The sequence below is a fragment of the Emticicia fluvialis genome, assembly GCF_024793945.1.
GTDB lineage: Bacteria > Bacteroidota > Bacteroidia > Cytophagales > Spirosomataceae > Emticicia > Emticicia fluvialis.
Window position 1 is genome coordinate 157,330 of sequence record NZ_JANUSD010000006.1, and the last position, 22,482, is coordinate 179,811.

Consider the following 22,482-nt stretch of genomic DNA (forward strand, 5'->3'; position numbering starts at 1 on the left):
AACATTGTGACTATCACCGCCACTTTAGTAAATATACTTAACATTTGCCACAGAGAACTCTGGCTACACGCCAACGGCATCCGGATGGAACATACCTCTGAGATAGTTGCTGAGGGTAGGCTCATAGGGCAGGAAAGCTACCCCCAACGTGCCGAACGATACACCGAAATTGAGGTGTCGGCGCAATTCCCCCACCCTGCTCACCAGTTAATATCGCTGGCAGCAAAAATAGATTTCTTTGACCCCTCAACGGGTGTGGTGCATGAAATAAAAAAATCAAACGCAAAAGAGCACGCCCACGTAGCGCAGGTGCAGTTTTATTTATATGTGTTGCGGCTTAACGGTATCCGGGCTGACTACGGGCTGCTTGAGTACCCAAAACTTCGTATAACTGAAAAAGTAAGCCTTTCGGCATCTGACCAACAACAACTGGAAGCGCTCATTATAAAAACCCATGAAATTGCTACCCTGAGCCATTGCCCCGACAGGCTGCCTGTCAGTAAATGTAAGTCTTGCAGTTTCTTTGAATTTTGCTGGGTTGGAGAAGAATAAACCTGTATCATGAAAAAAACATACTATTTGTTTAATCCGGGCAGGATGTCGCGCCGCGACAATACGCTTAGTTTTACCCCCATCGACAAAAATAACGTGGAAGGGCAAACGCGTTACATTCCCATCGAAACCGTAGATAACATCTATTGTTTTGGTAGCCTCGATGCCAACTCTGCTTTGTATAATTTCCTGGGCAAAAACCATGTATCTGTTCATTTTTTCGATTATTATGAGCATTACACAGGCTCCTTTATGTCGAAAGATTATCTGCTTGCCGGCAAAATGCAGATAGACCAGACGAAGCACTACAGTTCTGACAAAAAACGACTTATAATTGCCCGTAAAATTATTGACGGTGCGGCGTTTAATATGCTCAAAAATCTGAATTATTATGCCAACCGGGGCCGGAATCTGGCAGAGGCCATTAACCGTATCAACAGCTATACCGTACTTATACCCAGTGCCACAAAAATTGATGAACTGATGGGCATTGAAGGGAATATCAGGCAGGCATATTACTCGGGCTTTGATGAGATAATCAACGATTTTGAAATGGGGAACCGCACAAAACAGCCACCAACCAACGAGATTAACACCTTGATTTCGTTCGGCAACATGCTATGCTATACGGCTTGCCTGAGCCAGATCTATCATACACAACTAAACCCCACTATCAGTTTTTTGCATGAACCCGGCTACCGGAGGTATTCTTTGGCATTAGACCTGGCCGAGATTTTTAAACCTATATTGATTGACAGGCTCATATTTACGGTTCTGAACAAACATCAGATAAAAGCTGGCGATTTCAGAAAAGAGCTAAATGCCTGTGTTATGAAAGACTCGGCGCGGAAAACATTTGTGCAAGCCTTTGAAGAAAAACTAAAAGAGACTTTCAGGCACCGGAAACTGAGCCGCAATGTATCATACAAGCAGTTAATAAAGCTAGAGTGCTACAAGCTACAAAAACATATTTTGGGTATAGAAGAATATAAACCATTCAGGATGCTGTGGTGACCCATTAACGGAAAAATAATAAACTGCTATGTATGTGATTCTTGTTTATGACATAGGCGAAAAGCGGGTCGGCAAAATGCTTAAGTTTTGCCGGAAGTACCTGAACTGGATTCAGAATTCGGTGTTTGAAGGGGAAATAACTGAAGTAAAGCTGAAGGAAATGCTGATAGGCGCAAAGAAGATAATGAATGAAGAAACCGACAGTATTATTATTTTTAAGAGCCGGGAAGAAAGGTGGCTCGACAAAGAAATTATAGGTATTGAAAGGATGACAACCGATAACTTTCTGTAGGGGGGTGTCGTCGGTGCCTATAAAAACAGTTCATTGACATACTGAAAAATTAACACTCAGCGGGCAACTTGCTGATTATCAATGGTCGTCGATGTACAGGCAAAATCCTATCATTATACATCGACGACTTTTTCATTGATTTTTCCATCCAAAAACCCTATTTTTACATCATCTGAGCCGTTTTTTCAACGGCCACCAATCGCACCATATAGGAATTGAAACCGTCAACCAGCGAAACCGTTTGCTTTTCTTTCGGGCCACCAATCGCACCATATAGGAATTGAAACTCCTATTGTTTTAAATCGAAGACCCTTTTTAGAACAACCACCAATCGCACCATATAGGAATTGAAACGATACTTTCCCTTTCTGCCTTAAATCAGACCCTTTACCACCAATCGCACCATATAGGAATTGAAACGAACTTTAGAAATATCCAGCTCTTCATACATCAGCTTCCACCAATCGCACCATATAGGAATTGAAACCCAACAGTCTTACATTAATAAGCAGCTCAAAACACTCCACCAATCGCACCATATAGGAATTGAAACTAGCCAAGCGGGTTGTCGGTTGTCATCTCACCCTTCACCACCAATCGCACCATATAGGAATTGAAACATGCTTTTGATGCTAAAACGCTGACTACTGACCTCCACCAATCGCACCATATAGGAATTGAAACTTAATTATTTCAATCGGTGCTGGCTGCTTGGCAAAGAACCACCAATCGCACCATATAGGAATTGAAACATTGAATAATCATCCGCAGTCCACATCTCCTTTACCGCCACCAATCGCACCATATAGGAATTGAAACTTAAAAAATCGTAATGATGTTTTTCCACAGTAGCAGACCACCAATCGCACCATATAGGAATTGAAACATGACGGATATTATCCAGGCACCAAAAGTTGTACCCCACCAATCGCACCATATAGGAATTGAAACATGGCCAAATCAAAAATGCTCTGGTATTCAGTAATTCCACCAATCGCACCATATAGGAATTGAAACTGACCATACTCCTCCTTGAAAATTTGGCTGTATCTCCACCAATCGCACCATATAGGAATTGAAACAAACGCGGCAGCCAACATTCCAAATCCTCTCCAGACACCACCAATCGCACCATATAGGAATTGAAACATTTCTCTGATGTACGGCTTTTTAATTTCTTTATCAGCCACCAATCGCACCATATAGGAATTGAAACGTAGATGACGAAATAAAATACAGAAAATTAATTCAGGCCACCAATCGCACCATATAGGAATTGAAACTTTACACCAAGCTGATAAAAAATAAAATCAACCTGCTCCACCAATCGCACCATATAGGAATTGAAACCCGGCTTCGTCGTAGAACTCCTTAATCTGGCGCCAGGCCACCAATCGCACCATATAGGAATTGAAACTCGGCCAGGCTATTAGCACACTGGCATTGTTCTGTTCCACCAATCGCACCATATAGGAATTGAAACTTAATAGGTTGTACCATGCCGTATGTAAAGACTCACCACCAATCGCACTATATAGGAATTGAAACAGCAAAGTTTCTGCATTCCATTCATCTTCACCGGTGCCACCAATCGCACCATATAGGAATTGAAACTTAATGGCCTGGTGCCGGTTCTTATCGGCAGCGGCCACCACCAATCGCACCATATAGGAATTGAAACAAGCAAATTCTTCCGGATAATTATTCGCTCCTATATCCACCAATCGCACCATATAGGAATTGAAACTCTGGAGGCTACTGCGTATGATAACTTGAAGTTCTTCCACCAATCGCACCATATAGGAATTGAAACACACAATTGGACGTCGCTCACTTTTCTTGATGTAAAGTCCACCAATCGCACCATATAGGAATTGAAACACACAATTGGACGTCGCTCACTTTTCTTGATGTAAAGTCCACCAATCGCACCATATAGGAATTGAAACCAAAGATGACAAACCTGTTTTTTATAAAGCCTACTTTCCACCAATCGCACCATATAGGAATTGAAACAAATTTGGCGTTAGTTTTATCCCCTGTTCAGCATACCACCAATCGCACCATATAGGAATTGAAACATTGCGTATTTTATTGCTCTGTCAATTTTTTGCTCTCCACCAATCGCACCATATAGGAATTGAAACTTTGCAGGGAAGAAGATTATCCGTTATTTGATTTAATCCACCAATCGCACCATATAGGAATTGAAACTTAAAAAGCTGTTTGCCCCCTTTCCATTCTACATTCCACCAATCGCACCATATAGGAATTGAAACGCTAAATACTTCTTTTGGATAGCGAAATCTATTGATCCACCAATCGCACCATATAGGAATTGAAACCTTATAAAATGCAGGTGGCCAAGCTCAACGAGCTCCCACCAATCGCACCATATAGGAATTGAAACAAACAACACTTTGAGGCGTTTATAAATCAAAAATACACCACCAATCGCACCATATAGGAATTGAAACAACGGCAAAGAGCGGGTTACTATTATCTTTTCTACCCACCAATCGCACCATATAGGAATTGAAACCATTTAAAATAAGATGCTCTCAGTTATATAAGATTACCACCAATCGCACCATATAGGAATTGAAACTTTGGATTAACAAGAATCTTTTTTTTCAAACTTGAGTCCACCAATCGCACCATATAGGAATTGAAACTCGGTAATGCAGGGGTGAATATTATCGGGTTGCTTGCCCACCAATCGCACCATATAGGAATTGAAACTCGGGAACATTAAGCGTTGGCACAACTGCCCCATCTGCCACCAATCGCACCATATAGGAATTGAAACCGGTAAGGATGGAATGCTTTTGAGTTGTGGCAGGCTCCACCAATCGCACCATATAGGAATTGAAACTTAGTTTTAGTTTTTTTATCTTAACAACAATCAATCCACCAATCGCACCATATAGGAATTGAAACTTTGGATTAACAAGAATCTTTTTTTTCAAACTTGAGTCCACCAATCGCACCATATAGGAATTGAAACTAGCCATGTTTTGCCGAAACTTGTCTTCTTTCATCCCACCAATCGCACCATATAGGAATTGAAACTCGACAAACAGAGAATAAACAGAATCCGCAATGTCCCACCAATCGCACCATATAGGAATTGAAACTGACTTTTTCTTGTCTGTACCCAATCACCTATTTTCCACCAATCGCACCATATAGGAATTGAAACTCACATAACCGACCTCATAGAGATAATCCATTTGTACCACCAATCGCACCATATAGGAATTGAAACTGAATTAAAGGAAATGGAAAAGATTCATGGTAAAATCCACCAATCGCACCATATAGGAATTGAAACCCGAGAATCCTGTTTAATTTTAATGCGCCTGTGTGACCACCAATCGCACCATATAGGAATTGAAACTCTAAAATGATGCTTTTTAATGTAGTATGGCCAGTATCCACCAATCGCACCATATAGGAATTGAAACAACAAAAGATTAATTTTTACCCACGTTGAACCGTTCCCACCAATCGCACCATATAGGAATTGAAACATTAAATTCGGCAATGATACTTGCTGCAAACTCCGTCCACCAATCGCACCATATAGGAATTGAAACATACTTATTTTATAGCTAATAAGCAATTTTTAGGCACCACCAATCGCACCATATAGGAATTGAAACTTATTTAATCGAAATGTGGAGAGCAGTATTATTAGGCCCACCAATCGCACCATATAGGAATTGAAACGTTTAGGCTAGATGGTAGTTTGCTGACCGAAAAGGAGCCACCAATCGCACCATATAGGAATTGAAACTAGCTTGCCGACCAAATATCTGAAACACTCGGTGGTCCACCAATCGCACCATATAGGAATTGAAACTTTTTAGTTTTTTCCTGTGGAATGACAATAAATGCCCCACCAATCGCACCATATAGGAATTGAAACGCCAGAAACGCAAGCATATCAACCCCGGAGTGCTTACCACCAATCGCACCATATAGGAATTGAAACAGTTTTAGCAGAAGTTAATAAGCCTGGGGCTGTTTTTCCACCAATCGCACCATATAGGAATTGAAACAACATCGCCCTTTTTGGCAATTAGCGGCTGTAAACGCCACCAATCGCACCATATAGGAATTGAAACCCGTCTGAATGTACAGTAACGGACTGGTCGTACACATCCACCAATCGCACCATATAGGAATTGAAACGCGGCAGTTCTGCTAGTTCTAAATCCGGCTGAGTACCACCAATCGCACCATATAGGAATTGAAACATATTGGCTCCGAATATGCCAATGCAGCTACTGGGCCACCAATCGCACCATATAGGAATTGAAACAAAGAAAAATATCAGGAAATTGAAAACCGAATTAAGCCCACCAATCGCACCATATAGGAATTGAAACTTGGTCGACCTAGGATTTTGTAAATCATTAATCATTCCCACCAATCGCACCATATAGGAATTGAAACTTAATTAATCTCAATTGAGATGAAAGAGACTATTAGTCCACCAATCGCACCATATAGGAATTGAAACGCAGGGAGTTAGTTTTCTATTCAATCCCAACCTATTTCCACCAATCGCACCATATAGGAATTGAAACTCGTTTTGCATAATCCTATTATACTTTAATTCGCCCCACCAATCGCACCATATAGGAATTGAAACTCGCTATACTCCTTAATCTGCGTTCTGGTAGATGCCCACCAATCGCACCATATAGGAATTGAAACACGCCAAACGAATGGGGTATGTCAGATAATGGTTTGCCACCAATCGCACCATATAGGAATTGAAACTCAAGGTTGCTCAAACTGCCCTCGCCCAGCTGTGGCCACCAATCGCACCATATAGGAATTGAAACTTTTATTTTGGTTTTAGATTAAGCTACGTTTGATCCACCAATCGCACCATATAGGAATTGAAACTCTGCCGCAACTTTCACAACCGTAGTAACAGTAACACCACCAATCGCACCATATAGGAATTGAAACTTGTTGTATTTAGTTGAAAAACCTTAGAGCTCAGGGAACCACCAATCGCACCATATAGGAATTGAAACAACCATTTTGAGGTGCTGCCACCATAGGCTTTACACCACCAATCGCACCATATAGGAATTGAAACAAAACAGGCGAAGTACTATCTGCACGCATTGAGTACCACCAATCGCACCATATAGGAATTGAAACATACCAAAGCACATTTCGCATGAATGTATTATGACACCACCAATCGCACCATATAGGAATTGAAACAAAACAGGCGAAGTACTATCTGCACGCATTGAGTACCACCAATCGCACCATATAGGAATTGAAACATACCAAAGCACATTTCGCATGAATGTATTATGACACCACCAATCGCACCATATAGGAATTGAAACCCTGTCAATTGTTTTGTTTTATGTTAATTAACTATACCACCAATCGCACCATATAGGAATTGAAACTGGGTTGAGGCGTGTAGCAACAATCCTGAAATTCTGCCCCACCAATCGCACCATATAGGAATTGAAACTTCTCAGATGGAATGCCTTTGAATTTTACAAAAAACCACCAATCGCACCATATAGGAATTGAAACTCATTATAAAAAGGGTCCTTAACCTGATTAGCTAAGCCACCAATCGCACCATATAGGAATTGAAACATTTCCTGCCCTATGTGTCCCCGCGCTCCGTTGCCCCACCAATCGCACCATATAGGAATTGAAACTCGCGTTTGGGCGCAAGCCTTTGCACTGTTTCAGCCACCAATCGCACCATATAGGAATTGAAACTGGAAAAAACATTGAGCAAATAGCAAACAAAAAAGGCCCACCAATCGCACCATATAGGAATTGAAACTTCCTCTGTGTCTCTTTTTGTTCAATTAGAATTGTCCACCAATCGCACCATATAGGAATTGAAACAGAAATTGTAACAGATAAAGAAGTTGGACCTTGAGTACCACCAATCGCACCATATAGGAATTGAAACAGCATTTGATTGGGGCGAAGACGGAACGGTAGAAATCTACCAATCGCACCATATAGGAATTGAAACCCAGTAACCCTACTTTTGCGGGGTTAACTATCACACCACCAATCGCACCATATAGGAATTGAAACCCGGATTTTAGATTCTCCTGTGTTTCTTCCTCTATTACCACCAATCGCACCATATAGGAATTGAAACTATTAAACAAAACTTTTAAAATGAAAACAATAAAAAACCACCAATTGCACCATATAGGAATTGAAACTGCACTCCATTAATAGGATTTTCAATTCCGTTTCTTACCACCAATCGCACCATATAGGAATTGAAATAGATGTATCCGTCGATGGTTAAGAGCGCAAAAAGGGTCCACCAATCGCACCATATAGGAATTGAAATATTAAATACCCGCTCGCAAAGCAGGTTTATTTAGGAGCCACCAATCGCACCATATAGGAATTGAAATTTTGGAACCTTCACAGGTAAAAGCATCGAATGGAATGCCACCAATCGCACCATATAGGAATTGAAACATTCCGCCTGCGACATCTGCGCCCTCACAGCATTTTCCACCAATCGCACCATATAGGAATTGAAATACGAGAATCAAAAATAGAATTTCTGGAATGACTTTACCTTTGCTGCATTTGTGTCCATAAAATAAATCATTATCATTAAACTATAATTTATATATCCTTAGCCACTATTTTTCCTGCTTTCTTTCTATTCATTCACTAAATTGCTTTCTGTATTCTTCAGTTTTATAGCTTACGCTGATATCAATCAAAAAAAATTAAATATTCTGTAATGTTTCGTTAGGTGGGTCGTCTATGTTATTGAAATGGATTTAAAAGTATTTACACAATCGGTTCTTCAACACCAGGCACGCTTATACAGAGTGGCCAAACTCTACCTCAAGAACGCTGAGGAAGCCGAAGACACCGTGCAGGAAGTATTTTTGAAACTGTGGGACAAACGACAACAGCTTGAGACGTACCAGAGTGTGGAAGCGCTGGCAGTACAGATGACCAAGAACCTTTGCCTTGACAAACTGAAGTCGTATGCCTACAACCACACGCAAACTGGTTTAGAGACCATTGATATGGGCGAAATTGCCTACACACCTTATGAACAGGTGGAGTTAACCGATAGTAATGAATTATTAAAGAAGATTATTGACGCCTTGCCTGAAATTCAGAAAACGGTTTTGCATCTGCGCGATGTGGAAGAGTTTTCATTTGAAGACATTGAGCAGGTTACAGGCCTGACCGTCAACAATATCAGAGTTATTTTATCAAGAGCCCGGAAGAGTGTCAGAGACAGTTATTTAAAAGTGAACAATTATGCATCAGGAAATTGAAAAATTATTGGAGAAGTACTACGAGGGAGAAACGTCGCTACAGGAAGAAAAGTATATCAAAGATTTTTTCAGTAAAAGCGATGTGCCACCCCATTTGCAACACCATGTGGCCGAATTTGGGTATTACCAAAAGGCAGCGGAAGAGCAACCCTCTGTGCAAATAAAAACTCAGGTATTAAACACCATACAAAAGCGCGGAAGGGTGGTGCAGTTTGGCACCGTCAGCAGAAGAATAGCCGCCGGCATTGCCTTGTTAATTGGCGGGTTTACCGCCGGATACTATTTCAATAACAGTCGCCCGGATATACTGATTGTTGAAAGCACACCGGAATCAAACCTGAAAAAAACCTTACAGTTTGAACAGGTGAAACTGACGTCGGCCAGTGACAGGATTGATGCCGTACACCAAAGCCTTGAGCTGAAAGAGCTTGACCAGGAGCTGATACAGTTGTTAATCAATACCCTGAATTTCGACGACAACGTAAACGTACGTTTAGCTGCCTGCCAGGCACTGGCTCGCTTTGGAGATGAACCCATGGTGCGAGAAGGGCTCATTCAGTCGCTCAAAATACAAACCGACCCAAATATTCAGATTACACTTATTGAGCTGCTGGTAATAATGAAAGAGAAACGCGCATCAACTACCCTTGAGCAAATCTCTAAAGACAAAGCAGCATTGGATATTGTACGTCTGAAAGCACAGGAAGGCGCAGCCAGATTAATAACCTTATAAACAATTAACGACAAACGGATTTTCGAAGAAATGTAAGGCCTTATTCAGAGATTATCCCATTTTTAATCAATTCAGAATTATCTAAAAGCAAATTACAATGAAAAAACACATGTTCATATTCGCCTGTCTTTTTCTGACAGCCATTTATACCCAGGCGCAGGAATACAAACACAAACTTGCCAATAACGGCAGCAGCAAAATAGCCATAGAGCTGGATGCCGACAACCTGAAGATTGAAGGCCATGCCGGTGATGAGGTGATTATCAGAGGCGGAAGTACTGAAATACTACCCGAACAAGCCAAGGGTTTAAAAGCCTTGTATAATACAAACGTTGATAATACCGGTATCGGCCTTTCTGTTACGTCAGAAGGCGGAATATTAAAGATTGAAAAAGCATCGAGAAAGTCGGCTAAATACACAATTCTAATCCCGAATAAGGCCAGCCTGATTTACACACAGATTAACTGGCAAGGCTCTTGGATAGCCATCAACAATGTAGAAGGAGACCTGGAAATGAAAACCAACAATGCCGATATGAAACTGAATAACGTTACAGGGCCTATTGTAGCCAGCAGTATCAGTGGCAATTTCACGGCTGTTTTCAAAAACGTGAACCAATCAAAACCATGTGCTATTTCTCTGGTGAGCGGCGAGATTGACCTTACGCTGCCCTCTACCACAAAAGCTTCGGTATTGGTAAAATCGGTAACAGGTGAGGTTTACAGCGACCTTGACATGAACCTGAAACCGGGTAAAGATGGTTTGCCAAAAGTGAGTGGCGGCCACAATATTGCAGGCACCCTGAATGGCGGCGGTGTGAACCTGAATCTGAATTCGGTAAGCGGCAATATTTACCTACGCAAGCAAAAATAACAACCTTTGTCCTATATAAAAATTATGAAAAAGCTATTAATATTACTTATGCTGGCATTTAGCCAGTACAGCGGCTACGCACAAAAAATAAAACTAATTGAAAAGCACCTGCCTTTTTCTGCCGCTCAATCGGTTAATCTTAATCTCAGATTTGCCGATGACATTCAGGTAAAATACTGGGATAAAGCCGAGGTTTACGTAAAAATTGCTGTAGAAATAAACTCAGGTAAGCTGAATGATGCGTTGACGGTAAGCAGCAACAGTACAACAAACGAGATAAGTCTGAAAACCGACTTTAACAATGCGCTGCTTGAGGACGGGAATGTAGAAGACTGCCCCGATAGCAAAGCCCACCAATCATCATGGAACCGCAACGGCAAAAACTATTATGTGTGCAGTAAAATAAACTATGAGGTTTATCTGCCTAAGCAAGCCGAACTAGAGCTGGAAACGATAAGCGGAAACATCTGGATTAACTCTGTTTACAGCTCCATAAAAGCCAAGAGCATCAGCGGGTTTGTTGATGTAAGCTGGCCGAAAGGCAAAGGTGGAACCCTTGGCATGAAAACCGTTACCGGCGAAGTTTACTCTGACCTGAAAATTGATTTCACCAGCAAAAGACAAAAGAACCCTTTAGTTGGGTATCCGCTTGAAGGCACCGTAAATGGTGGCGGCCCCAAAGTAACGTTAGAGTCTATCAGTAATAATTTATATGTAAGAAGTAAATAATAAGTTGTTGGTCCGGTGGTTTAACCTGCTCATCACAGGATTTGAATCACCGGATTTTTTTATCCAATAACCAGCCACCCCAACACAATGGCTTATATTGAACCATGCCCGACAATCCTGTAAGGGGCTTATCAGGCATGGTTTTAACCACTATTCTTCAATTCTTCAGAACTGCCACGCGTGACACCTGGCTTTCAATGTTAAAATCGTAGATTAATTTCTCATTTCCGGCAGACACCGCCAGGGTATAAGCGCCGTCGTCAAGATGCTCTACATTCAGCACCAATGGTTTATTAGTCTGGCTAAGCTCCTGATAAAACACTTCACCCTTAGCGTTATAAATTTCAATGCTTGCGGTATTTTTTGTTACATCATCAAAAAGTACTTTCAGACGAAGATTGCTCATATCTAAAACACTGATTTTTGATTCGGTTTTTGTGTCTTTGGCAACCGGAGTTTCTGCTTTTGCATAGCTAAAGCTGCTGATAACTAAACCCAGGGCAAGAATAAAAAATGACTTTCTCATGATACATAAAATTTAAAATGTTGAACCGTTTTTTTCTTTGATGAGTCAAATATACAGGTCATTTTTATAGCAGAAATGCAGAATAGATAAACCCGGAACCTAAGATGATGAAAGCTGAGAAGGACTTGATATAGGCACATATCGACAAAAAACTGGCAATTTTGGGCTTACAAGGGCATACATCGTCATAATTCAGGTTTTTATCTACCTGCATCACCATTTGTTCCACATCATAAAAGAGGCATTAAACCTTTAAGATTACCGGGGGAGAGTTCAGCACAATCAGAAATGGCTGCCCATGCTGTTTAAATCAGGTAGGTTATGTAAGCAGCGGTGTAAAACTTAAAAACAAGCCCCATAAAAAATATTATTCTATGGGGCCCTTACCAGTTATTTGAAATTGAATGCTTTTTTCAACTTAACAAAAATATCGTTGTTCTTATAAAACCCTGCAAACATTTCAGCGCCTTTGCCGTAAGCAAAAACCGGAATCATCACAGCTGTATGCCCACCGGTAGTAAACTTGCCCTCCACTTTACCGTCTTTAGAAAGGCCGTTCAAAGAAAAGCCACCAGTTTCGTGGTCGGCCGTAATTATTACCAGGGTATTACCGTCTTTATCCGCAAAATCAAAGGCCTCGCCAATGGCTTTGTCAAAATCAAGCATTTCGTTCACAATATACTGGGTGTCATTTGCGTGGCCGCCCCAATCTATCTGAGACCCCTCTACCATCAGGAAAAAACCCTTTTTGTTTTGTTTCAGAATATTCAGTGCCGTTTGGGTAGACACCAGCAACTGGTCTCCCCTGCCCTCCGATATCTTCACCGGGTCGCCTTCTGCAATCAGCCCGGCCAGTTTACCGCTTTTTACTTTGGCCACCTCATCAATTGACTGCGCAACCTGATAATTTTTGCTTTTCAGTTCATCAAGCAGGTTTCTTCCGTCTTTTCTCTGATTAAAATACTTGCGACCACCCCCAATAAACAGGTCAATATCTGTTTTAAGGAAATCAGCCGCTATTTCTTCCGACATCTTTCTTGAAGGCTGATGCGCAATAAATGAAGACGGCGTAGCATCTACAATGGCACATGTAGCCACCAGGCCGGTAGCCAGCCCTTTCTGCTCGGCAATTTCAAGAATGGTAGGCAACGGATTCTTATCTGCATCTACCCCAATTGCGCCGTTATAGGTCTTCTGCCCGGTAGAAAACGCAGTGGCACCAGCGGCTGAATCGGTAATAAAATTATCGGCCGAATGGTTCTTATGAAAACCAATTACCTTACTGCGCTCAATGTTAAGCGGGCCTTTAGCCGAAACAATGCCCGAGTAAATCTGGGCGGTACCCATGCCGTCACCAATCAGAAAAATAATGTTTTTTGGATACTGATTTTTCTGTGCTTCAACTGTAAACGACCCTATTGTTGCCAAAACAGCAAACACGCTCAACCACAATGTTTTTTTCATTAAAATGCTTTTTTTTATTAATACCCCGGCCTGCCCTTAAAAGACCATTGTGCACCTGATGCTACACCCAAAGACAGGGTATTAAAATGTGAATAATTATAAAACGAGGGCACAAAAAACGGAAAGAACCACTAAATAACAGACCAACATTTGTTATGATTTTATTAAGAAAAATACAATCCACACAAGAACAAGCCTGTTTTTGGCGTTTATAGAGATAAAAACGTATATATATCCACCAAAATTTTTATCTACTAAATGTGCCATTTGCGTGGCATATTAGCCGTCCACCTCTCCATTTTTGATTAAATCTCCTAAATAATTATGTTTTTTGTTTACATTTTAGGAAATTTGAACAGCTGCATACGATGAGACACAAAGTATTTACTAACCGAATTTTATTATATCCTGAGGCTTATCTGAAGAGTTAAATTTACTCTGATGTCTCTTAAATGCGAACACATGAAAACTAAGAATTATAGGATTTTCTACACTGATGACGACCTTGACGATAAAGAAATTTTTAAAGAAATAATCAACGAAATACATCCCGATTTTTTGATTGAGTTTCAGAGTGACGGGATAGAGTTGCTATCGATGCTGAAAGAAACCCAGGCCAAGCCGGACATACTTTTTCTTGACCTGAATATGCCTTATGCCGATGGCTTTGAGGTATTGAGTGAAATACGACAAGACTCATCGCATAAAAATCTTCCTGTGGTGATACTCTCTACATCAAACGATACCAGTTCTATTGCCAAAGCAAAAGAATCTGGGGCTACTCTGTATGTTTGCAAGCCTGATTCTTATACCAAACTCAAGAATATTCTTGCCGAGCTATTGAGTTTAAACTGGAACAGCTATTTAGAATCGCAGCCTGTGAAAGAATTTGTTTATTGCTGAACAAATATCTTTTCTCTGACAATTGCCTGAGGAATACATGACCCACTACGATAGCATTTTAAGCAAACTCAGGTCTGAGACCGGGGTTCTGCATACTGAATTAGAAAAAACTGCTCTTTCAAAAGCCCTGCTTGAAGAAAACGTTTCAATGGAAAACTACCTGCTCTATCTTCAAAAAATGAGGAGTGTGGTTGATTTTTACGAAAATTGCGTTTTCCCGGTTTTGATTGATACACTTGCTGATTTGCCACGCAGACGAAGACTTGAAATGATTGACCATGATTTGAACCGGTTATCGGCAAAGCCAATAGAACAGGATGTTTTTAATATACAGAATGCAGGTGGGCATCCGCCCGTTCCGTACGCCTTAGGCTGTATGTATGTAATGGAAGGCTCAACACTGGGTGGCAGAATCATTCTTAAGCATATTGAAAAACACTTAGGGCTTTTGCCATCTGGCGGCGCTTCTTTTTTTGAAGGCTATGGCGCCGAAACGGGGCAATTGTGGAAGTCGTTTTTAACAACATTACAGACTTATTCATTACAAAATGATGCTGATGCCGCTATCGTTGCCGGAGCAACTGATACCTTCAGGTCAATAAAAAATCATTTGGAGTCTTAACAGATGGCATTGAAAGATATAGTTAACCGCGAGCTTGTTAACCTTACCAATTGCGAACAAGAGCCTATTCATATACCGGGCAGTATTCAGCCTCATGGTTTTTTAGTAGCCACAGACACCAACGGGGTAATCAGATATTGCAGTGCCAATATCCATGAATTTACCCCGTTCAAAGCCGAAAACCTGCTTCAACAACCTATTGAAGTGCTTATCGGAGCCGACCAGCTTTCGCAGTTCAGGCACTACCTTACTGAGCTCCAGCGCACATCGGCGGCGCCTCATATTCTTGGTATAGGAAACACTCAGTTTCAATGTATGGTACATCAGGCAGAAAATACCTTTTTGTGTGAATTTGAGCCGGTTTCGGAGCATATCCCACGCGTATCGGCAGTTTATGACCAGGCCATTAACTTTGCACGGTACATGAGCCAGGCCATGACCCTGCAACAGCTTTGCCATAGCGTAGCTACAGAAATACGGGCATTAACCGGATATGACCGCGTAATGGTATATCGTTTCGATAAACAATATAACGGCGAAATATTTGCAGAAAGCAAAGTTGATGAACACGAGCCTTTTCTGGGTTTGCATTATCCGCACACGGATATTCCTGTTCAGGCGCGGCAGCTATACATCAGAAACCTGATGCGCCTGATAGTAGATGTTAATTACACCCCTGTACCGATACTTACTAAAGAAAACAGCAGCAACAAAGACCTGGACCTCAGCTGCTCAACATTGCGCAGCGTATCGCCTATTCATGTGCAGTACCTGAAAAACATTGGTGTAAGCGCCACACTAACTATTTCTCTTTTGCACGAGGGCAAGCTGTGGGGGCTTATTGCCTGCCATCATTACTCGGCCAAGTATCTTGACCATTACACCCGCATTACAGCGCAGTTGCAGGGGCATTTTCTAACATCACAGATTCAGGTTCGGGAAATGGCCGAAGGTTACGCCGTGGCGGCCAGAATAAACACCTCTTTAGAGACTTTACTGAACAAAACATTTGTACCCGAAAGAGCCTCTTTACAAGCATTGGTAAATCAGCCTCAGATACTTGAAATATGCCATGCCGCAGGCGTAGCGGTGATACTGAACAATGTTGTATACAAAGCAGGAAAAACACCTGACGACCCGGTAATTCTGCAAATTGCAGAGCTGGCCAGACAAAAAGCAGCAAACGGCATTTTTAACACCTCGGCACTTTCTGAAGATTTTCCTGAAGCCTTAGAATGGTGTTCGGTGGCCTCTGGTATATTGTATTACCAGCTGGGGGTAGTGCATAATGAAGCCATAGTCTGGTTCAGACCAGAAAGCCTTCAGACTATTAACTGGAGCGGAGACCCTGAAAAAGCCATAATGAAAGATGTAAACGGGCTGTCGCCAAGAAAATCATTTGAAAAATACCAGCAGATTGTAAAATGCCGCTCTTACGACTGGACTCAGACAGAGCTGACCGCCGCCGCTACTTTTTCATATTCTATTCAGAAACTTATTACACTTATTCTGCTTACTGAAGAAGAAGCCCGCCAAAGAGAATTGACCAGACAACTGGAGGCATCGAACCTTGAATTGGAAAATATCAGTTGGATAAGCACTCATGATTTAAAAGAACCGCTGCGTAAAATACAATTGTTTTCGTCGCGCTTGTTGAACATTGACAAGAACCTATCGGCTGATATGAGTGCTACACTCCAAAAAATGAATGCTTCTGCTAACAAAATGCAGAAACTTATTTCAGATATCACTAATTATTCCAGAATCAGGCATTCTGAAACAACACTCGAAAAAATTGACTTAACTGCCCTGATTGATAAAGTAAAACAAGAGCTTGCAGAAGATATTGAAGAAAAAAACGCCAGCGTTGTTGCAGTTAATTTAGCTTTCATAGAAGGCATACCCGTTATTGTGCATCAGTTGTTCAGCAACCTGATTGGTAATTCTATGAAGTTTATCAAAGATGGCGTATGGCCGAAAATAGTAATTAAGCAAGAGCAGGAGCCAGTAAAATCACCGGAACCTGACGACACAAAACTATACTACAAAATTACTGTTGCTGACAATGGCATAGGCTTTGAAAACGAATTCAGCGATAAGATATTCAAGATATTTACACGCCTACATTCGGCAGATAAATATCAGGGCACAGGTATAGGGCTTGCCTTGTGTAAGAAAATCATGCAGTTGCACAATGGATATATCTATGCAGAAAGCGGAGAAAATCAGGGAGCTGTGTTTACACTTTATTTTCCTGTTTGACTACCGTGCCACGCTCTCTTTATGACGAGGATAAGCGTGGCACGGTTGAATTAATTCTCTATCTATTAAAATTCTCCGTCAGCAGGCTCTTTTGTTTTCTTCTTAGCCTGATGCAGACGATAGTTAAAAGTCAGGTTCACTTGTCTCAAGCGCCCTTGTCCGCGGCTTTCAGTAATAAAGTTAGGCCCTTCGGTAATAGAACGATAAATTCTTGAATTGAAAACGTCGCTCACATTCAAAGTCAATGTGGCATTGTTTTTCATGATGTCTTTACTTACCGCCAAATCCATCACGGCAATGGCTTTTCTTCTTCCCTGTGGGGTTTGTTGTGGTGCTTCGTAATTACCACGTATCTGGAAATCGGTATTATTCCAGAAAGTAAAGCGTGAGGTCATACGCGTAAACCAGCTGTAAGTATCACTTTTAAGGCTGGCATCAAAATTAGCCCCGTTTGTAATAGCCCTGAAAAAATTAAAACTGCCATCCATTTTCCACCATTTATAGGGCGTTAAAGAGGCAGTAAACTCATAGCCGAACGAGTTTTCGGTAGCCAGGTTCTCAGGCCTTGTAAATGAATTGCCGGCATCGTCTACTTTCCTGATGCGCACTATCTTGCCATCGGTATATCTGTAATACAAAGACGAGCTGATAGACCCGTTCTCGAAATACTTGATATGACCCAACTCATACACATCCGTAAATTCCGGATTCAAATCAGGATTACCGCTCCAGAAGTTACGGCTGTCGCTAAAAGTTGAGAAAGGGCTCAGGTCATTATAAGTCGGGCGACGGATACGTCGGCTATAGCTAATCTGCATAGAGTTTTGTTTCGGAAACTCATAAGTAACATGCACACTCGGAAACAGGTTATTGTACTTACGCGGGTTTACTTCATTGGTTTTTCTGAGTGTGGTGGTCACATTTGTCCACTCTGCCCGAACACCTGCCTGATACGAAAACTTGCTCACTTTGTTACTAATAATACCATAAGCCGCATTGATGTTCTCTTCATAGAGGAAATCGTTTGTAAAACCTGCAATCGGGAACCAGACGTTGTTCTCACCTCTTTGTGTCAGCGAGAAATCGTTGGTCATATCGCGCGAGCTGCTTCTGGCACCCAATTCAAATTTGCCCTCTTTGGCAAACGGATGCGTATAATCTGCCTGAAACAACAACTGTTTTTCGGTTTCATAATTCAGCGAACGTTGCAATATAGCCGGTATGTCAGAAGCACTGCCATCTGGTTTGTAGGTCTGCTGGTTATAGTACTGGTCAGAGTCCTCCCAGTTATCCAGGTACCTCACGTCTGCCGTCAGTTCATGGCCTTTTCTGGCAAACTTGCGTCTGTAAGTAAGGGCATATTCTGCGTTTGGCTCCGTCTCAGTTTCATCCTGCGTACGGTTAGTAATACCCGTAGGGTTATTCACATTGTTCAGGAAATCACGGTAGCGGATGTCTGAAAAACGTTTTCCCTTGCTTATTCTCCACAGGTACGAGCCCGTCAATGTATTGTTATCATTAAAGAAATAATCAATACCTGCACGGGCACTGTTATTCTCACCTTTCAGTTTGTTGGTTGAGTTTTGCTGGGTTATGAGCGTTGAATCGCCCTGATAAAACTCCTGATAAAGCGAGTTTCTGCCCGGAGTATTGCGGTACGAAGCCGTATAATTAACAAAGAAGTTCAGGTTTTTACGACGATAGTTGACATTAGCCGCCAGACCCAGATTGGTAGGGTGTCCGGCAATTACATCAAACGAACCGTTAAAGCCTTCCTTGCGCTCTTTTTTAAGAATAATGTTAATGATACCCCCCATCCCTTCGGCCTCATAGCGTGCCGATGGATTGGTAATAATCTCTATTCTTTCAATGCTGCTGCCCTGTAACTGCTGCAAACCACTTCCACCTTTAATACTCACCAGGCCCGATGGCTTACCATCTACCAGAATCCTGACGTTGTTACTGCCTCTCAGGCTCACGTTTCCATCAATATCAACCGATAATGAAGGAATATTGGTCAGGATATCTACAGCTGTACCACCGGCGTTGGCCAGGTCTTTACCCACATTGAAAATACGTTTATCTAGCGACATCTCCATTGAGCTTTTCTCGGCGCGCACCTCTACTTCATTCAATACATTACTGGAGGTGGCTACTTTCAGGATTCCTAAATCATGCGAAGGTTTATCGGGTGATAATGAAAAAGGCACCGTTTTGGTAGCCTTGTATCCAATAAACTCCAGCAGTGCATAATATGTACCAGATGGTGCATCAATAGAAAAAGCACCGGCATCGTCTGTAATATTACCGGTAACAAAAGAGCTGTCGGGCAATTTATACAGCCGCACACTGGCAAAGGCAAGGGGTGCGTTAGACTGCGCATCTACTATTTTACCTTTCAGTTTAAATTTCCCTGCATTCTGGGCTAAAGATTTTTCGGCTCCTAAAAAGCTAATCAATAAAACAACAATAAATGATAACGATTTTGCGATTGAAAGTAAAGATTTGTATTTGATGATAATGTTCATTTCCGGATTGATAGATAGGATATAAGGCTGAAATCTGTTGTGGGTTAATTTACTTTATAAGCTACTACCTTGTTTTTAAGAAAAGTAGGCACAACCAGTAGTTTTTTGCTGGCAATATATTCAAAATCGGCAGTGTTCATTGGTTTTTCAATGGTATCTAGTAAAAGGTTTGTTTTGCCCTGGGGTGTTACATGCCAGATACGGCCTCTCCACTCACTAACAAAATAGCCTTTCTTACCATCAGACTCTATGCCGTCAATGCCGCTTTTCTCGGTACCCATTCCTTCAGCAAATTTGCTTAGCTCTTTAGTCTTGGTATCATAGGCATACAAAATACCTTCGCCATTGCCTATCAAGAGCTGGCCATTATCATAAAACAATCCGTTCGGATTTTTAAGCAGGCCGCCATCCAGTATTTTTTCAAGTTTACCATTCTGTAGTTTCCAAACCCTGTTGGCGCGCATATCGGTCACATACAAAGTTTTGTTCTTTTCATCAATCGTAATATCATTCAGCATTTTGGCTTCCGGCACATCATATTTATTAATTACCTTTCCGCTTGCCAGGTCAATTTCAACCACTGCATAAAAACCGGCCGCATATAGTTTGTTATCAATAATGCCCATGCCTTTAATGGCATTGAGCCCCCCGGTAACAACTTTTTGTTGTATTTTGCCATCCAGACCTATTTTAGCAATAAAGCTTTCCTGATTTTCGGGAACCGATTTTCCATTAATGCAAGAGACATACAAGACATTCTTTCTGGCGTCGTATAGCACCGACTCCGGCGTTGTGAGTGTAGTATCAGTTTCCCATACCTGTGTTAAGGTCGGGGTTTGAGCAAAGGCTGTCAGGCTAAGCGCACAGCAAAGCCAAAATGAAGCAAGTAAGATTTTCATTAGTAAAAAAGGTTAAATAGATTTTATTCAGGCTGAATGAATGTGAATATTACAAATTATTAAGGGCATTGACAAACAACCTATTCATAAAATAGACTTCCTATTCTATTAAATCGACAAAGTCATTCCAAAATCAGGCAGAATGCCCGGCGCTGCCTCTATTTATATGCCTCAATTGCTTGCCCAGGTTAGTTGGGCGCTTATCAGCAACAGGTTATGCCTTCCCTCTGGCTTTCCTGCAATAAAAGCAACTTGCTTATCAATAAAGCCTAGGGGTGCTTCCACATTTTGAGTATCATCTTTCACAACATTCAATACAATCGTAAATGGCATATAATTTTTGCTATTGGCCTTACAAAAAACACAATTTTATGATAGACCAGGAAAACAGCTTTTACAGTCAGAATGACGAACAAGCAATAGAACCGAATAATGCGCAACCAGAAAAAACCTGGGATGTGCCACCCATGGAACCCGAACGTTCGGCGCAGCAGCAACAAGACACTATTGATGAGCGGCTGGCCGATGTGGCAGATACCAACGAAAGCACAGATAGCCCGCCGTTAAGAAGCGAAATGGACCCTCCGAGGGCTCCTGATATTATCCCTGATCAATCGCCGGATGAAATAAATTACCCCGGTAAGCAGGATATCCCTAGAGTTGAGCAACCAAAATTCTTTGGTTCTTCTATCAGTTCTTCGTCGTCTATCGGCAATGAAGATGACAGACCCGAAAAAGGCGATGAGGCTCAGGAATTACAGTTAAAAGAAGAAGAAGAACGAAAAGAGAAAATTAAAGACCGGGAATCAGATTTGCGCGAGGCAGTGGAAGGACGTGAAGAAAGCATCAGGAAGTCGGAAGATGGAAACATAAGCGATAACCGTGGATACAACGAGATTCGTGAAAACTCTCCGGTAGGTAATGACCGCGATAAGGAGTTTTTGAATTAAGTTTGCAATAGTACCGAAAAGGCCTTGAATTGTTAATTCAGGGCTTTTTCAGTATATTTAGCGCGCTTATTCTAAAAACGTGCTAATTTCAAACATGAAAAGACATTTACTTCTGCTTTCTGTTTTTATAGTTTCAGGCTGTGGTGTAATTAGTACAACCCCAAAAAAGGTTTTGGTAGATGGCATTTACAAACAAAAAAGAGAGAGCCTGACCAGAAAAGTTTATGTAAATATAGAAGACGAGACGCTCCGCATTCATCCTTTAAGCGTGGCCGCGAATAAAACTACCTTTGATACCCTCAACCCTGAGGAGGTATTCACTGTAGAAATAAACAAGGCCGGCATCAGAAAAAGCGCCTTTACAGGCAATAGCTTTGATATTGATTTTCTGACCATTCCCATAAAATATCGATTTGCCCGCCAAAGTGTGCCTGCGCAACTAAATGCTAATATTAATGGTGCAGTTTATCTGGGTTACCGAATAGACAAATATGTTGTGAGCTATAAGCCAGATTTGCTCGGGCACTCATTTAGGTATATCACTCATTATGGATTCTCGTGGGGTATTTTTAATGGCCTGGGTAACACCGCCATGACCCCCACAAATACGTTTCCGGCAATTGACCAGGAGTACGATGGCATTGTATGGAATAAAGGCATTGCCGGGATTTTTGCAATCAATAATTTTACATTAGGGGTATCAGCAGGTATAGACAATTTGTTAGACAAAAATAAAAAGGCCTGGATTTATCAATCCAGACCCTGGTTTGGCATTGCTATAGGCCTTAATCTGAACTAGA

General features: G+C 41.5%; 16 protein-coding genes and 1 CRISPR repeat array. Of the genes, 12 read left to right on the forward strand and 4 right to left on the reverse strand.

The genetic code is table 11. The features are described from left to right. The first annotated feature begins 6 nt into the window (after positions 1-6). The 7 genes from cas4 (at position 7) to NZ848_RS08990 (ending at position 11,528) form a co-directional block, all read left to right on the forward strand. Complete coding sequence (cas4, locus tag NZ848_RS08960; protein WP_259015205.1) at positions 7-552, forward strand: CRISPR-associated protein Cas4; 546 nt, start codon at positions 7-9, stop codon at positions 550-552. Between the two features lie 9 nt (positions 553-561). Next, the gene (cas1b, locus tag NZ848_RS08965) at positions 562-1,566 is read left to right on the forward strand and encodes a type I-B CRISPR-associated endonuclease Cas1b (RefSeq protein WP_259015206.1); all 1,005 of its coding nucleotides are present in this window, start codon (positions 562-564) and stop codon (positions 1,564-1,566) included. Between the two features lie 28 nt (positions 1,567-1,594). Beyond that, positions 1,595-1,858 carry a CRISPR-associated endonuclease Cas2 gene (gene cas2, locus NZ848_RS08970; protein WP_101724395.1) on the forward strand — a complete coding sequence of 88 codons (264 nt, stop codon included), beginning with the start codon at positions 1,595-1,597 and terminating at the stop codon, positions 1,856-1,858. Between the two features lie 192 nt (positions 1,859-2,050). Beyond that, positions 2,051-8,431: direct repeats of the CRISPR family, unit length 30 nt; unit sequence CCACCAATCGCACCATATAGGAATTGAAAC. Positions 8,432-8,673: 242 nt separating this feature from the next. After that, positions 8,674-9,192: an RNA polymerase sigma factor gene (locus NZ848_RS08975; RefSeq protein WP_259015207.1), complete on the forward strand. Its 519-nt coding sequence runs from the start codon at positions 8,674-8,676 to the stop codon at positions 9,190-9,192. Next, a complete protein-coding gene (locus tag NZ848_RS08980) occupies positions 9,176-9,925 on the forward strand; it encodes a HEAT repeat domain-containing protein (protein WP_259015208.1) in 750 nt (249 codons plus the stop codon). Before NZ848_RS08975 ends, NZ848_RS08980 begins: the two co-directional genes overlap by 17 nt. 97 nt (positions 9,926-10,022) lie before the next feature. Next, on the forward strand, positions 10,023-10,799 hold the full coding sequence (locus NZ848_RS08985; protein ID WP_259015209.1) for a DUF4097 domain-containing protein: 777 nt from the start codon (positions 10,023-10,025) through the stop codon (positions 10,797-10,799). Positions 10,800-10,823: 24 nt separating this feature from the next. Beyond that, on the forward strand, positions 10,824-11,528 hold the full coding sequence (locus NZ848_RS08990; RefSeq protein WP_253530146.1) for a hypothetical protein: 705 nt from the start codon (positions 10,824-10,826) through the stop codon (positions 11,526-11,528). A gap of 157 nt (positions 11,529-11,685) precedes the next feature. Here NZ848_RS08990 and NZ848_RS08995 read toward each other — a convergent pair whose 3' ends face one another. Both NZ848_RS08995 and NZ848_RS09000 read right to left on the reverse strand, forming a co-directional pair. Beyond that, the gene (locus NZ848_RS08995) at positions 11,686-12,054 is read right to left on the reverse strand and encodes a T9SS type A sorting domain-containing protein (protein WP_253530149.1); all 369 of its coding nucleotides are present in this window, start codon (positions 12,052-12,054) and stop codon (positions 11,686-11,688) included. A 390-nt stretch (positions 12,055-12,444) separates the two neighbouring features. Beyond that, positions 12,445-13,518 (reverse strand): alkaline phosphatase, encoded by a 1,074-nt coding sequence (locus NZ848_RS09000; protein WP_259015211.1) that lies wholly within the window; start codon positions 13,516-13,518, stop codon positions 12,445-12,447. A gap of 462 nt (positions 13,519-13,980) precedes the next feature. On the opposite strand from NZ848_RS09000, the gene NZ848_RS09005 reads away from it, so the two are divergent. From NZ848_RS09005 to NZ848_RS09015, 3 genes are read left to right on the forward strand one after another with little or no spacing between them, the layout of a single operon-like run. Next, positions 13,981-14,421: a response regulator gene (locus NZ848_RS09005; RefSeq protein WP_253530154.1), complete on the forward strand. Its 441-nt coding sequence runs from the start codon at positions 13,981-13,983 to the stop codon at positions 14,419-14,421. Between the two features lie 37 nt (positions 14,422-14,458). Next, positions 14,459-15,043 (forward strand): biliverdin-producing heme oxygenase, encoded by a 585-nt coding sequence (locus NZ848_RS09010; RefSeq protein ID WP_259015212.1) that lies wholly within the window; start codon positions 14,459-14,461, stop codon positions 15,041-15,043. 3 nt (positions 15,044-15,046) lie between these two features. Beyond that, positions 15,047-17,305: an ATP-binding protein gene (locus NZ848_RS09015; RefSeq protein WP_259015213.1), complete on the forward strand. Its 2,259-nt coding sequence runs from the start codon at positions 15,047-15,049 to the stop codon at positions 17,303-17,305. Between the two features lie 65 nt (positions 17,306-17,370). Here the strand turns inward: NZ848_RS09015 and NZ848_RS09020 are convergent, their stop codons facing one another. Further along, on the reverse strand, positions 17,371-19,833 hold the full coding sequence (locus NZ848_RS09020) for an outer membrane beta-barrel family protein (RefSeq protein ID WP_259015214.1): 2,463 nt from the start codon (positions 19,831-19,833) through the stop codon (positions 17,371-17,373). A 44-nt stretch (positions 19,834-19,877) separates the two neighbouring features. Next, complete coding sequence (locus NZ848_RS09025) at positions 19,878-20,732, reverse strand: SMP-30/gluconolactonase/LRE family protein (protein WP_101724406.1); 855 nt, start codon at positions 20,730-20,732, stop codon at positions 19,878-19,880. A gap of 371 nt (positions 20,733-21,103) precedes the next feature. On the opposite strand from NZ848_RS09025, the gene NZ848_RS09030 reads away from it, so the two are divergent. Together NZ848_RS09030 and NZ848_RS09035 are read left to right on the forward strand one after the other, a co-directional pair. Then, positions 21,104-21,682 carry a hypothetical protein gene (locus NZ848_RS09030; RefSeq protein ID WP_253530171.1) on the forward strand — a complete coding sequence of 193 codons (579 nt, stop codon included), beginning with the start codon at positions 21,104-21,106 and terminating at the stop codon, positions 21,680-21,682. A gap of 94 nt (positions 21,683-21,776) precedes the next feature. Continuing rightward, the gene (locus NZ848_RS09035; RefSeq protein ID WP_259015215.1) at positions 21,777-22,481 is read left to right on the forward strand and encodes a hypothetical protein; all 705 of its coding nucleotides are present in this window, start codon (positions 21,777-21,779) and stop codon (positions 22,479-22,481) included. The last annotated feature ends 1 nt before the right edge of the window (position 22,482 follow it).

Bases quoted from the DNA above. Each gene is read 5' to 3' on its own strand.
- NZ848_RS08990 (WP_253530146.1), top strand. From the start codon at position 10,824: ATGAAAAAGCTATTAATATTACTTATGCTGGCATTTAGCCAGTACAGC.
- cas1b (WP_259015206.1), top strand. From the start codon at position 562: ATGAAAAAAACATACTATTTGTTTAATCCGGGCAGGATGTCGCGCCGC.
- NZ848_RS08975 (WP_259015207.1), top strand. From the start codon at position 8,674: ATGGATTTAAAAGTATTTACACAATCGGTTCTTCAACACCAGGCACGC.
- NZ848_RS09020 (WP_259015214.1), bottom strand. From the start codon at position 19,833: ATGAACATTATCATCAAATACAAATCTTTACTTTCAATCGCAAAATCG.
- NZ848_RS08995 (WP_253530149.1), bottom strand. From the start codon at position 12,054: ATGAGAAAGTCATTTTTTATTCTTGCCCTGGGTTTAGTTATCAGCAGC.
- NZ848_RS08985 (WP_259015209.1), top strand. From the start codon at position 10,023: ATGAAAAAACACATGTTCATATTCGCCTGTCTTTTTCTGACAGCCATT.
- cas2 (WP_101724395.1), top strand. From the start codon at position 1,595: ATGTATGTGATTCTTGTTTATGACATAGGCGAAAAGCGGGTCGGCAAA.
- NZ848_RS09015 (WP_259015213.1), top strand. From the start codon at position 15,047: ATGGCATTGAAAGATATAGTTAACCGCGAGCTTGTTAACCTTACCAAT.
- NZ848_RS09010 (WP_259015212.1), top strand. From the start codon at position 14,459: ATGACCCACTACGATAGCATTTTAAGCAAACTCAGGTCTGAGACCGGG.
- NZ848_RS09030 (WP_253530171.1), top strand. From the start codon at position 21,104: ATGATAGACCAGGAAAACAGCTTTTACAGTCAGAATGACGAACAAGCA.
- NZ848_RS09025 (WP_101724406.1), bottom strand. From the start codon at position 20,732: ATGAAAATCTTACTTGCTTCATTTTGGCTTTGCTGTGCGCTTAGCCTG.
- NZ848_RS09000 (WP_259015211.1), bottom strand. From the start codon at position 13,518: ATGAAAAAAACATTGTGGTTGAGCGTGTTTGCTGTTTTGGCAACAATA.
- NZ848_RS08980 (WP_259015208.1), top strand. From the start codon at position 9,176: ATGCATCAGGAAATTGAAAAATTATTGGAGAAGTACTACGAGGGAGAA.
- NZ848_RS09005 (WP_253530154.1), top strand. From the start codon at position 13,981: ATGAAAACTAAGAATTATAGGATTTTCTACACTGATGACGACCTTGAC.
- NZ848_RS09035 (WP_259015215.1), top strand. From the start codon at position 21,777: ATGAAAAGACATTTACTTCTGCTTTCTGTTTTTATAGTTTCAGGCTGT.